Origin of the sequence: Actinomadura bangladeshensis (assembly GCF_004348335.1) — a bacterium.
GTDB classification, from domain to species: Bacteria; Actinomycetota; Actinomycetes; order Streptosporangiales; family Streptosporangiaceae; genus Spirillospora; species Spirillospora bangladeshensis.
Genome location: NZ_SMJW01000237.1, coordinates 1 through 11,954, shown reverse-complemented (window position 1 = coordinate 11,954; position 11,954 = coordinate 1). Strand labels below are relative to the sequence as shown.

General features: G+C 73.6%; 11 protein-coding genes. 4 read left to right on the top strand and 7 right to left on the bottom strand.

What is annotated here, in order from left to right:
* Window positions 1-2,395 (bottom strand): HEAT repeat domain-containing protein (locus E1284_RS32165; protein ID WP_207924074.1); only part of this gene is annotated, 2,395 nt, incomplete at its 3' end.
* A 51-nt stretch (window positions 2,396-2,446) separates the two neighbouring features.
* Between E1284_RS32165 and E1284_RS32160 the strand changes: the two genes are divergently transcribed.
* Window positions 2,447-3,148 carry a PIG-L deacetylase family protein gene (locus E1284_RS32160; RefSeq protein WP_131943922.1) on the top strand — a complete coding sequence of 234 codons (702 nt, stop codon included), beginning with the start codon at window positions 2,447-2,449 and terminating at the stop codon, window positions 3,146-3,148.
* Window positions 3,149-3,155: 7 nt separating this feature from the next.
* Here E1284_RS32160 and E1284_RS44255 read toward each other — a convergent pair whose 3' ends face one another.
* The 3 genes from E1284_RS44255 to dut form a co-directional block, all read right to left on the bottom strand.
* Entirely contained in the window at window positions 3,156-3,257 is a 102-nt protein-coding gene (locus E1284_RS44255; protein ID WP_481726293.1) for a hypothetical protein, read from the bottom strand.
* A gap of 99 nt (window positions 3,258-3,356) precedes the next feature.
* Window positions 3,357-4,169, bottom strand: coding sequence for a DUF3710 domain-containing protein (locus E1284_RS32155; protein ID WP_131943921.1), 813 nt, complete (start codon window positions 4,167-4,169; stop codon window positions 3,357-3,359).
* Window positions 4,170-4,172: 3 nt separating this feature from the next.
* Window positions 4,173-4,664, bottom strand: coding sequence for a dUTP diphosphatase (dut, locus tag E1284_RS32150; RefSeq protein ID WP_131943920.1), 492 nt, complete (start codon window positions 4,662-4,664; stop codon window positions 4,173-4,175).
* Between the two features lie 241 nt (window positions 4,665-4,905).
* On the opposite strand from dut, the gene E1284_RS32145 reads away from it, so the two are divergent.
* A complete protein-coding gene (locus E1284_RS32145; RefSeq protein WP_243714878.1) occupies window positions 4,906-6,192 on the top strand; it encodes a cytochrome P450 in 1,287 nt (428 codons plus the stop codon).
* 31 nt (window positions 6,193-6,223) lie between these two features.
* Here E1284_RS32145 and valS read toward each other — a convergent pair whose 3' ends face one another.
* Window positions 6,224-8,749, bottom strand: a complete 2,526-nt coding sequence (gene valS, locus E1284_RS32140) for a valine--tRNA ligase (protein WP_131943918.1) — start codon at window positions 8,747-8,749, stop codon at window positions 6,224-6,226.
* 178 nt (window positions 8,750-8,927) lie between these two features.
* Here valS and E1284_RS32135 point away from each other — a divergent pair, with 178 nt between their 5' ends.
* Window positions 8,928-9,215: a DUF4235 domain-containing protein gene (locus E1284_RS32135; protein WP_131943917.1), complete on the top strand. Its 288-nt coding sequence runs from the start codon at window positions 8,928-8,930 to the stop codon at window positions 9,213-9,215.
* Window positions 9,216-9,298: 83 nt separating this feature from the next.
* Here E1284_RS32135 and E1284_RS32130 read toward each other — a convergent pair whose 3' ends face one another.
* Both E1284_RS32130 and E1284_RS32125 read right to left on the bottom strand, forming a co-directional pair.
* The gene (locus E1284_RS32130) at window positions 9,299-10,114 is read right to left on the bottom strand and encodes a hypothetical protein (RefSeq protein ID WP_243714877.1); all 816 of its coding nucleotides are present in this window, start codon (window positions 10,112-10,114) and stop codon (window positions 9,299-9,301) included.
* 16 nt (window positions 10,115-10,130) lie between these two features.
* A complete protein-coding gene (locus E1284_RS32125; RefSeq protein WP_067488409.1) occupies window positions 10,131-10,427 on the bottom strand; it encodes a DUF4193 domain-containing protein in 297 nt (98 codons plus the stop codon).
* Window positions 10,428-11,001: 574 nt separating this feature from the next.
* On the opposite strand from E1284_RS32125, the gene E1284_RS32120 reads away from it, so the two are divergent.
* On the top strand, window positions 11,002-11,954 hold a 953-nt coding region (locus tag E1284_RS32120), incomplete at its 3' end, for a serine/threonine-protein kinase (RefSeq protein ID WP_131943916.1).

Below are 11,954 nucleotides of genomic sequence, written 5' to 3'. Positions count from 1 at the left end.
CGGCCTGCGCGGCATGTTCGCCGCGTACACCGGTTTCCAGGTCGTAGGCGAGGCCGCCGGCGGCCGCGAGGCCGTCCACCAGGGTTCTGGCGGACCGGGCGAGGACCTCCAGTTCGGCGTCCGGCCAGGGCGGCCGGCAGATCTCCGTGACCAGCCGCAGCGCGCCGGGATCGGTGGCCGCGAGGTCCAGCCAGCGGACCAGCAGCGGGCGGAGCCGCTTGTACGGCAGCGCGCCGGGCTCGCGTGCATGGGCTCGCACGACGCCGCGCGCGGTCTCCTCGTCCCAGCCGCCGTCGAGCAGGGCGTCCACGCCGGGGGCCCGCGGCGGTTTCCGCGGCCGGACCGCGGCGCCGCGCCGGGCCAGGGCGGCGGTCGCGCGCTCGTCGAGCAGTCCGTCCAGGGCACGCAGCAGCGCGGAGGGGTCGGCGGCCCGGTCCGCCGCCGCGAGGACGGTCGCGGGGAACGCGTCCCCGAGGATCGCCCGCAGCGCCTCGGTGATCGCCTCGCGCAGACCCGGATTGTCATGGTGGCCGAGCCAGAACAGCAGCTTCGGGACGGCCCCCGGCGCGCCCGCCCGCGCGAGGGCCGACGCCGCCGCCTTCTTGACGTTCATGTTCGGGTGGTCGAGGCACGCCGCGATCGCCGGGGCGGCCCAGTCCGCACCGGCCCCGGCCAGCGCGGTGATCGCCTGCCGGACGGTCTGGACGTCGCCGGCGGCCAGAAGCGGGATCAGGCTCGCCGACAGGGCCCGCGCGTCCCGGCCGTCCAGGGCGAGGATCGCGATCGCCCCCGCGCGGACGTGCCGGTCGCGGTCCCGCAGCAGGCGGTGCACGCGCGCCCGCGTCCGGCGGTGCGGGGCCCGGCGCAGCACGTCCAGCAGCGCCGCCCGCTCGGCCGACCCGAGCCCCGGGCGATCCAGCAGGCCGAGGGCCAGGTCCGCGACCAGGGCGTTCCCGGCCTCCGCCGGGTCGGCGGCGTCCAGCAGGCAGTGCGGTCGCAGGGCGCCGCGCCGCAACAGCCGGCCGCCCAGGCCGCCGATGGCCGCGAGGACCTCGTCCGGGACCGGCGCGCCCTGCTCCGACGCGAGGCGGAGCAGCAGGTCGGCGATGGCGGGCAGGGTCGTCGCGTCCCCGTTCCCGGCCAGCCTGCGCAGGGCGGCGGCCGGGTCGCCCGGGTCCGGGTTCGCGCGCAGCAGCGCGAGTTCCCGCGCGTCGGGCCCGCCGAGGTCGTCCGCGATCCGCCGGGGCAGGTCGCGCGGATCGAGGCGCTCCAGGAGCGTCCGCCGCAGCCCGGGGTCGCGGTCGAGGTGCCACAGGAGCTCGCAGGCCCGGTGCCGGAACGGCCTGAGGTAAGGGGCGCCGTCGCCGCCGTCCAAGCCCAGCCCGTCGCGCAGGACCGCGACCGTCCGGGCGCCGCCCACGGCTTCGAGGGCGGCGAGGGCCTCCCGCGGCGAGCGGGGCAGCAGTTCCAGGACGGTCTCCTCCGCCGCCGCGGGCCGGAGCCGGCGGATCGCCCGCAGGAACGGCGCCGGGTCGTCGGCGCGGCGCGCCAGGCCGGTGACGACATCGCCGATCCCGAGGTCGGGGGCGCCCTGCTCGTCGAGCGCGACCAGCAGCTCCAGGCGCCGCCGCGGGTCCCCGTCCCCGGCCGCCAGCTCCCGCAGCGCCTCATGCCTGCGGGGGTACAGGACGACGGCGAGATCCCCTGCGGGGACGCCGTGGTCGGCGAGGGCGAGGCCGACGATGGCCGGGACGTCCCGCCCCGCCGGGAAGTGGCCGCGCCGGTGCAGGCCGCCGAGGCAGGCGACGGCGGGGCCCGCGAGCAGGAGCGGGTCCCCGGCGGCGATCGCCACGACCTCGCCCACGTCCTCGCGGGTGGCGAGATCACCGAGAAGCTCCAGGGAGCGCCGCCGCAGCGCGGGCGCCCGCCCGGGGTCGGCGGCGACGCCGGTGAGGAGGTCGCGATGGCCGTGCCGGGCGGCGACCTCGATCGCGGCGCCGGCGGGCCCGGCCTTCAGGAGGCGGCGCATCCGCTCGTGCGGCAGCGGGTCGAGCACCGCCCACGGACCGGCGAGCTCGCGCAGCGCGTCCGGGACGTCGGCCGCGAGCCCTTCGATGATCGTCCGCGCGACGGCGGCCGGGAGCAGCCCCGCCCGCAGCGCCTCCCGGGTGATCCGGAACGCCTCGGCCCGCAGCACCGCGTCGGGACGTTCCGCGAGGTGGCGGACGAGCTCTTCCGGGTCGTCCGGGTCGAGCGCGCCGATCCGGCGCACCGCCTGGTAGAGCGGCTCGCCGGCGGGCGACTCCCGGGCGGCGGCCGGACGGCCGATGATCTCGGCCCGCAGCCGGTCGAGCCGGACCGGGAGCGGCGGGACCGGGGGCGGCGCGGCGGGCATGGAGCCGATTCTAGGCTTCGGATCGCGCCGGTGATCGGTGAGGATGGGGGGATGGACGAGGTACCGGAGGACTGGGACCGGGCCCTGGCGATCGTGGCGCACCCGGACGACCTGGAGTACGGATGCTCCACGGCGATCGCCAAGTGGACCGCGCAGGGCAAGACGGTGACGGAGGTGCTCGCCACCCGCGGCGAGGCCGGGATCGACTCGATGGACCCGGACGAGGTCCGCCGGATCCGTACCGCCGAGCAGATCGAGGCCGCGCGGCGCGTCGGCGTGGAGACCGTCGAGTTCCTGGACCTGCGGGACGGGATGCTGGAGTACGGCCTGCCGCTGCGGCGCGCGATCGCCGGCGCGATCCGGTGGCACCGGCCCGAGGTGGTGCTGTCGGTCAGCTTCCGGGAGACCTTCCCCGGCGGCGGGTTCAACATGGCCGACCACCGCGTCCTCGGGCTCGCCGTCGCGGACGCGATCAGGGACGCCGCCAACCGGTGGGTGTTCCGCGACCTCGACCTCGAACCGTGGCAGGGCGTCCGGTTCGCGCTGTTCGGCGGGTCGCCGCAGGCCGCACACTACGTGGACGTCACCGGGCACCTGCAGGCCGGCATCGACTCACTGCTCGCCCACACGGTGTACTTCGGCAACCTCGGCGCCGACTTCGACGCCGCGGAGTTCCTCGCCGGCATCGCCGAGCCCGCCGGGCGGGCCGCAGGCGTCGAGCACGCGATGCCGTTCGAGATGATCGGCAGCTAGCCGCCGGTCAGTGGCGGGCGTTGGGGCGCTTGCCCTTGTTGTGCTTGCCGCGCTTGCGGGCCCGGCGTTTGCGCGTCTTCTTCGACATGTCCCGATTGACCACCCGCACGAGCGGTCAAGGCAAGGAATCCGCCGGGACGCCCGAGGGCGAAACCTGCCCGGCCGCACGCCCGAAAAGGCGTGCGGCACGGGCGGGCCATGGCCCGGGTCAGCGGACCTCGGTGATCTCGGGGCCGCGCTCGAACGGGTCGAAGGTCTCCACGGCCTCCTCGTCCCCGTCCTGCCCGGCCTCGCTGAACTCCTTGGGGATCTGCAGCTCCAGCAGATCGCGGGGCGGCATCGGGGCGTCGCCGCGGACGACGACCACGCCGCGCAGCACGTCCTCCAGGACCTGCCACTGCTCCTCGTCCTCGATCGCGGCGCCCTGCACCACGGCCTGCAGGAACCAGCGCGGGCCGTCCACGCCGAGGAACCGGATGATCTGCGGCGCCCAGCCCTGCTCGACGAACTCGGCCGGGATCTGCTCGCGGACCTCCTGCGGCATCTCCGCGAGGACCTCCTCGGTCAGCGCAGCGGGGACCATCGCCAGCAGCTCGGGACCGAACGGCCCCTCGCCCTCCTGGGTCTGGCCCTGCGCCTCCTCGGTGATGTCCTTGGCGGTCTCCCGGCGCACGTCGTCCCAGATGCCGCTGCGCTTGGGCGCGGCGAACACCTGGAGCTGCATGGCGCTCTCCTCGTACTGCACCAGCACGGCGACGGGCCGCCCGTCGAGCGGGTTGCCCTCCTCGTCCACCTGGGTGGCCTCGAAGTTCACCTGGAAACCCAGCCCCGGCGCGACCGGGACCTGGAGGGACCCGAAGTCGAGCCGCTGCAGTTCGGGGAAGGAGTCCTCGGAGTCCCACGGACCGCCCTTGGCCGACTCCGCCTCGGCGGGAGCCTCCTCGGCGTTCTCCGCCGGCTCCTCGGTCGCCTCAGGACCCTTCTCGGGCTCCTCGGCCTGCCGGCGACGTCCAAAAGCCACGACTCACACTCCTTCTCGACTGTGCTCATTGTCCCCGGATGCGCGCTCCGCGCCGAATCCGCCGGTGGATCCGAAGCCGTTGGCACCGCGCGCCGCTCCGGGAAGGGCGGCGACCTCATGGAACACCGCGCGCTCCACCCGCTGCACGACCATCTGCGCAATGCGGTCTCCGCGCCGCAGCCTCACCGTGGCGCGGGGGTCGGTGTTCAGCAGGGTCACCTTGATCTCACCCCGATAGCCGGCGTCGACCGTACCGGGTGCGTTGACGATGGTCACTCCCAACCTAGCGCCCAATCCGGACCTGGGGTGAATGAAAGCGGCGTAGCCGTCCGGCAGCGCGATCGCGATCCCGGTCGGGACGACGGCGCGCTCGCCCGGCGGCAGCTCGACGTCCGCGGCCGCGACCAGATCGGCGCCCGCGTCCCCGGCGTGCGCGTACGCGGGCAGCGGCAGATCGGAATCCAGCCGCCGGATCAGCACATCGACCTTGCTCACGGGCTCCACCTCAACGCGTACCTGCCGGAGGACCACCCGACCCTACCGACGGCGCCGTCCCCGGCCGCCGCCGAAACGCCGCGGCCCGGGTCCGGCAGTTGACCCTACCCGTTCCCGCCCGTGCCCATGGCCGCGAGTTTCGCCCCCTCAGCGGACGAGGCGGCCGGGTCGCCCTTGACGGGGTCGCGGATGTCTCGGTTCGATGGAAACCGAACCTGGTTCTGGACAAGGGCGGTGCGCAGTGACGACGACGGTGCCGGACGCCGGCAGGCTGAGCGTGTCCGATCTGGCCTTCTGGGCGCTGCCCCCGGACCGGCGGATGGCCGAGTTCGCCGAGCTGCGGCGGCGGGAGCATCCGGCGTTCTTCCCGGAACTGAAGCTGCCGTTCGTCAAGCAGGGTCCCGGCTTCTACGCGCTGGCCAGGCACGCCGACGTCGTCGAGGCCAGCCGCACCCCGCAGGTCTTCAGCAGCGAGCCGTGCTCCAACAGCATCGCCGACATGCCCGGCTACCTGGCCCGCTACTTCGGCTCGATGATCAACATGGACGACCCGCGGCACGCCAAGATCCGCAAGATCGTGTCGCGGGCGTTCACCCCCCGCGTCCTGGAGAAGATGGAGACCGACCTCCAGGCCGCCGCGACCCGGATCGTGGACGACCTGCTCGCCAAGGGGTCGGCGGACTTCGTCACCGACGTCGCGGCGCGGCTCCCCCTGCAGGTCATCTGCGACATGATGGGCATCCCCGAGCCCGTCCGGCCGATGGTGTACGAGCGGACCAACGTCATCCTGGGGCTCGGCGACCCCGAGTACAGCGGCGGCAAGGACTACACCCGCGACGGCATCACCCGCCTCGGCGCGCTGTACGGGCTGCTCAAGGTGATGGTCGCCGGGTACGAGCTGAACCACCTGGCGATGAAGCTCGCCCGGCGCCGCCGCCGGTACCCGGGCGACGACCTCGTCTCGGCGCTGATCTCCGCCGAGGTGGACGGGGAGCGGCTCACCGACCAGGAGATCGGCTCGTTCTTCATCCTGCTCGTGGTGGCCGGGAACGAGACGACGCGGAACGCGATGTCGCACGGCCTCAAGCTGTTCACCGACAACCCGGAGCAGCGCGCGCTGCTGCTGGAGGACTTCGACGCGCACATGCCCGGCGCCGTGGAGGAGATCGTCCGGATGGCGACGCCGGTCATCCAGTTCCGCCGGACGCTGACGCGGGACTACGAGATGAACGGCCACCAGTACCGCGAGGGCGACAAGGTCCTGCTGTTCTACAACTCCGCCAACCGGGACGAGGCGGTCTTCACCGACCCGGACGTCTTCGACATCACCCGCTCCCCCAACCCGCACGTCGGATTCGGCGGCCCCGGGCCCCACTTCTGCCTCGGCGCGAACCTCGCCCGCCGCGAGATCACGGTGATGTTCCGCGAACTGTTCACCCGCGTCCCCGGCATCCGGGCGACCGGCGAGCCGGACCGGCTGTTCTCCAGCTTCATCAACGGGATCAAGCACCTGCCCTGCACGTTCTGAGCAGGGCAGGTGCTCGGCCGGCGGGCGGGCGTCAGCTGGTCGGGGCCAGCACGACGTCCACCGTCAGGTCGGCGGGCGCGTCCTCCAGTGTGAGGTCGGCGATGCGGCCGGCGGCGGCCAGGTCGGGCCGCGCGATGTGCGCGACCTCCGCGCCCCGGACGACGGCGCGGGACACGTCCGCGCGCATCGACGCCTTCGCCGCCGACTTCGCCTTGCGGACCTGGCGGAGCGCCTCGCCCGTCGCGGCGAGGACGGCCGGGTCGCCGCCCGCGGGCAGTTCGGCGGCCGACGGCCACGACGCCGCGTGCACCGACCCGTGCCGCCACCACGACCAGACCTCCTCGGTCACGAACGGCAGGACGGGCGCGAACAGGCGCAGCAGCACCGACAGCGCCGTGCGCAGCGCGGCCCGCGCCGACCGCGCCTCCGCGCCGTCGCCGTACGCGCGGGCCTTGACCAGCTCCAGGTAGTCGTCGCAGAACTCCCAGAAGAACCGCTCGGTGCGCTCCAGCGCCCGCGTGTAGTCGTAGCCCTCGAACGCCTCGGTCGCGTCCCGGACGACGCCGGACAGCGCCGCCAGCATCGCCCGGTCGAGCGGCTCGGTCACCGCCGCGCCCGCCTCGACCTCCCCGAGCCCCAGCACGAACTTGGAGGCGTTGAGGATCTTGATGGCGAGGCGGCGGCCGACCTTGATCTGGCCGGTGTCGAACGCGGTGTCGGTGCCGGGGCGCCCGCTGGCCGCCCAGTAGCGGACGGCGTCGGAGCCGTACTCGCGCAGCAGGTCGATCGGCGTGACGACGTTGCCCTTGGACTTCGACATCTTCTTGCGGTCCGGGTCGAGGATCCAGCCGGACAGCGCGGTGCCCTTCCACGGCAGCGAGCCGTGCTCCAGATGCGCGCGGACGACCGTGGAGAACAGCCACGTCCGGATGATGTCGTGCGCCTGCGGCCGCAGGTCGTAGGGGAACACGCGGCCGAACAGGTCGGCGTCGCGCTCCCAGCCGCCCGCGATCTGCGGGGTCAGCGACGAGGTGGCCCAGGTGTCCATCACGTCGGGGTCGCCGACGAACCCGCCCGGCTCGCCCCGGTCGCCCTCGGTGAAGCCCGGCGGGACGTCCGACGACGGGTCGACCGGCAGCGCGTCCTCCGCCGGGGTGATCGGCGCGTCGTAGCGCGGCTCGCCGGAGTCGTCCAGCGGGTACCAGACGGGGATCGGCACGCCGAAGAACCGCTGCCGGGAGATCAGCCAGTCGCCGTTCAGGCCCTCGACCCAGTTCTCGTAGCGGGCCCGCATGTAGCCGGGGTGCCACTCCAGCTCGCGGCCGCGGGCGAGGAGCTCGGCGCGGACGCCCTCGTCCCGGCCGCCGTTGCGGATGTACCACTGCCGGGTCGTGACGATCTCCAGGGGCTTGCCGCCCTTCTCGTAGAACTTCACCGGCCGGCTGATCCTGCGCGGCTCGCCGTCCAGGTCGCCGGAGTCGCGCAGCAGCTCCACGACGCGCTCCTTGGCGGAGAAGACCGTCTTGCCGGCCAGCTCCGCGTAGGGCTCCGCGGCGACGCCCGCGGGCGGGTCGGCGGCCAGCCTGCCGTCCCAGTCGATGATCGCGCGGGTGGGCAGGTCGAGTTCGCGCCACCAGGTGACGTCCGTGACGTCGCCGAAGGTGCAGATCATCGCGATGCCGGAGCCCTTGTCGGGCTCGGCCAGCCGGTGCGCGAGGACCGGGACCTGCACGCCGAACAGCGGGGTGCGGACGGTCGTCCCGAACAGTTCCCGGTAGCGCTCGTCGTCGGGGTGGGCGACCAGCGCGACGCACGCGGGCAGCAGCTCGGGCCGCGTCGTCTCGATGTAGACGGGGCGCTCGTCGCCGTGGAAGCGGATCCGGTAGAAGGCGCCGGGGTGCTCGCGGTCCTCCAGTTCGGCCTGCGCGACGGCCGTGCGGAACGTGACGTCCCACAGCGTCGGCGCCTCGGACACGTACGCCTCGCCGCGCGCCAGGTTGCGCAGGAACGCGCGCTGCGACGCCGTCCGGGAGACGTCCCCGATGGTCGTGTAGAGGTGGTTCCAGTCGACCGAGAGGCCGACCTGGCGCCACATCTCCTCGAACGCCTTCTCGTCGACCTCGGTAAGCCGCTCGCAGAGTTCGATGAAGTTGCGCCGCGAGATCGGCTGCTGGCGTTTCGGGTCGGGCTTGGCCGGCGGCGCGAAGTCCGGGTCGTAGGGAAGGGACGGATCGCACCGGACGCCGAAATGGTTCTGCACCCGGCGCTCGGTCGGCAGGCCGTTATCGTCCCAGCCCATCGGGTAGAAGACCGCGCGACCGCGCATGCGGTGGAACCGCGCGACGGTGTCGGTGTGGGTATAGGAGAAGACGTGTCCGACGTGGAGGGACCCGCTCACGGTGGGCGGCGGGGTGTCGATCGAGTAGACCTCCGCGCGCGGCCTGGTGCGGTCGAAGCGGTAGACGCCCTCGTCCTCCCATGCGCGTACCCACTTCTCCTCCAGGCCGTCCAGGGAGGGCTTCGGAGGGACGTGCGGAGTACGCGGCTGCTCTGTCATGAGCCAATGGTATTGACATCGGCAGGGGTCGCAGGCCCGATCACAGGCGCCGAGCCGAGCTCGTCCTTTGATCGGCGGCGGGTGGGGCTAAAGGACGGTCCGGCGTGGTGAGCGCCTCCGCGGCCGGGGGCGGACCGTTCCGGTAGCGTCGGAGACGACAGACGACTGGAGGACGAATATGGCGGATAAAGGCGACATCGGCTGGCGGGTGATGGCCGGCGCCGCGGCGTTCGCGGGCGGGTTCGTCGCGAAGAAGGCCATCACGATGATCTGGAAGAAGAGCACCGGCAAGGAGCCCCCGACGAACCCCGAGTCGCCGGACGTGGACCTGGCCGAGGCGGTCGGATGGGCCGTGGTGATGGGCGTCGGCATGGAGCTGGCCCGGCTGCTCGCGACCCGCGCCGTGGCGCACCAGTACGCCAAGGGCACCGGGGAGCTCCCCGCCCACCTCAAGGTCGAGGCCTGACCGGTGTCGTTCCAGGGGGGCGACCCCCTGGGGCGGCCCGTCGCCGACCGCCCGGCAAGGCCGGTGGGTCAGGGGCCGGAGGGTCAGGGAAGGCGCTGCTGGTACGTCCCGGGCATCGGCGGCGTGATCCCGGCGGCGTGCCGCAGGTCGTTGCGGACCTTCATCCCCAGCGCCTTCGTGGCGGACCGGTTGAGCACGGCGCCCGCGGCCGCACCGGTGAGGAACGGGCCCATCGTGCTCATGCTCCGGCCGAAGGTGCGCAGCATGCGCTTGCGGAGGGCGGTCTTGGCGGCGGTGCCGAGGGCGCTGGTGAGCGACCCGGCCTCCAGGGGGTTGACACCGCGCTGCCGCGCCCAGGACGTGACGAACGCAGCGCCGCGGACGGTGCCGGTGCCCTGCACGCGGACGCCGTACACCTCGTGCAGCTCGGCGATCATCTTGACCTCGATGGCCGCGACGACGAGCGTCTCGGCGGCCAGCTGGGCGGGGGCGGTCAGCAGCAGCGGCGGGGCGGTGAACTGCACGGCGGCCAGCGCGCCGCCCGCCGCGCCGACGGCGGTCGTGCCGTTGCCGGCCACCGTGACGAGCCGGTCGGCGAGCGCCTCGCCCATCAGCCCGCGGTGGTGCGCCTGCAGCGTCTCCAGGTCGCGGATGGGGATGTGCGGCGCGGCCTCCACGAGCAGGTCGCCGAGCCACTTCCCGCGCGCGACCCCCGCGGCCCCCACCGTGCGGGCGCTCCGGCCGAGCAGTGCGGCCAGTCGTCCGAGCAGGCGGCCGCGGGTCTCGCGGTCCATGTCCTCATCGGCGGTGAGCCGTCCGATCAGCTCACCGAGCTCCGTGGAGCCGTCGCCGCGCGCCGGCTCCACCGCGTCATGACGTTTCTCGATCTCTCCCGACACCCGCGGCCACTCCCGGTCAGGCGGCGCACTCGCGGCAGATCGGCTGGCCGTTCTTCTCGCCGGCCAGCTGGCTGCGGTGGTGCACCAGGAAGCAGCGCGTGCAGGTGAACTCGTCGGCCTGCCGCGGAACCACCCGGAAGGTGAGCTCCTCGTTGGACAGGTCGGCGCCCGGCAGCTCGGCGACCTCACCGGCGTCCAGGTCCTCGTCGATGATGCTGGCGGCCTTGTCGGCCCGCCGGGCCTGGAGCTCCTGGAGGCTGTCCTCGCTGAGATCGTCGTCTGTCTTGCGTGGGCTGTCGTAGTCGGTCGCCATCTTCTATCTCCATCCCCCTCAGTGCTTTATGCGCCCCGTCGCGCGGATCTAACGCTCAAGGGACCGTTCTTGTGCCCGATCCGGGCGGGAAATTCTGTCACGGTTGGTGACCTGCGACACACAAGGCGCGACCGTTCCCACGAGTGACACGGGTCACCCGGATCTTTCCTCGTTCTGTGTCTTCCGTCACATACCCGGCGCATGCCGGCGGCCCGGGTCCCGGGCCGGGGGCACCTGCCGGAGTTCCCGCGGCGGCGGGGATCATATCGGTCCCGGCGGCGTTGCGCGCGCCGACCGGGCCGGTGTTCCGGAACCTGTTCCCGGCGGCCGTCCGGAGGGCGTGCCGGGAGGTGCGGCGGGACGTGCACCGGGACGGCCCTACCCGGCCACCGGGACGGCGAACCAGATTGATCGGTGAAACGTCTGAACTAACGCGATATCGTGCCCGCCTGAGGTTGGGGGCGGGCCCCTGCGGAGATTCGACCCGGCGACGCGGTTCAGGCGCCGGCCCGGGGCCCGCGGCGGGTCCGGCGCACAATGTCGCGGACATCACTGCGGGTCAATGGAGGGTCAGATGCCGGATGCCGCTCCGCTGGAGCCGGGCGATCCCAGGGCACTCGGACAGTACGAGGTCATCGGACGGCTGGGCGCCGGGGGCCAGGGGGCAGTCTTCCTGGGCAAGGCCCCGGGAGGAGAGTACGTCGCGGTCAAGCTGCTGCACGCGCAGATGGCCAACGATCCGGCCGCACGTGCCCGGTTCACCCGCGAGGTGAGTGCGGCGCAGAAGGTCGAGCCCTTCTGCACGGCGCGGGTGATCGAGGCCGACGTCCACGGCGACCAGCCGTACGTCGTCAGCGAGTTCATCGACGGGCCGTCCCTGCACGACGTGGTCGCGCACGACGGGCCGCGCGGCGCCGCCGAGCTGGAGCGGCTCGCGATCGGCACGGCGACCGCGCTCGCGGCCATCCACGAGGCCGGGATCGTGCACCGCGACTTCAAGCCGAACAACGTGATGCTGGCGTCCGACGGCCCGCGCGTCGTCGACTTCGGCATCGCCCGGACGGTCAACTCGCAGGAGAGCGCGGTCACCGCGACCGGCATGGTGGTCGGCACGCCCGGCTACCTGGCGCCCGAGCAGCTGACCGGCGCGCCGCTCACCCCCGCGGTCGACATCTTCGCCTGGGGCGCGACCATGGTGTTCGCCGCCACCGGGCAGTCGCCGTTCGAGGCCGACACGCTGCCGGTCATCATCAACCGGATCCTCAACGAGGAGCCGGACCTGTCGGCGCTGCCCCCGGGGCCCGTCCGCGACCTGATCGGGCGCTGCCTGTCCAAGGACGCGGGGCTGCGCCCGCCCGCCCCGCAGCTGCTGCTGAACCTGCTCGGGGCCGTCGGCGCCGCGCCCGCGGGCCAGTCCGCCGGGCAGGAGGAGCTGCTCAACCAGGGCACCCGGATCGCCTCGCAGCTCCCGCCGCCGCCCCCGGTCCCGCCGGCGCCGCAGCACCGGCCGCAGCCGCAGATCACCCC